Annotated in this window: 1 pseudogene; it reads right to left on the bottom strand. The window is 51.3% G+C overall.

Going from position 1 to position 238, the window contains the following annotated elements:
* A pseudogene (locus AC0QHF_RS29270) lies at positions 1–169 on the bottom strand (calcium-binding protein); the annotation flags it as partial.
* Positions 170–238: the final 69 nt, after the last annotated feature.

Here is a 238-nt window from a genome sequence, read left to right as displayed (position 1 = left end):
ACATTATACTCCGACGACCGCCGATCAAAATATCATCGTCTTTGCCGCCAAAGAGTTGATTGTCGGTTCCCGCCGAACCGTCGAGGTAATCCAAACCTTCCCCGCCGAGTAAGGTATTCTCTCCGCCTATACCCGAGAAAAGTTGGTCGTCACCGAGATCGCCAAACATTATACTCCGACGACCGCCGATCAAAATATCATCGTCTTTGCCGCCAAAGAGTTGATTGTCGGTTCCCGC

The organism is Lyngbya sp. CCY1209 (assembly GCF_055795065.1).
This window is presented reverse-complemented; position numbering and strand designations above follow the sequence as displayed.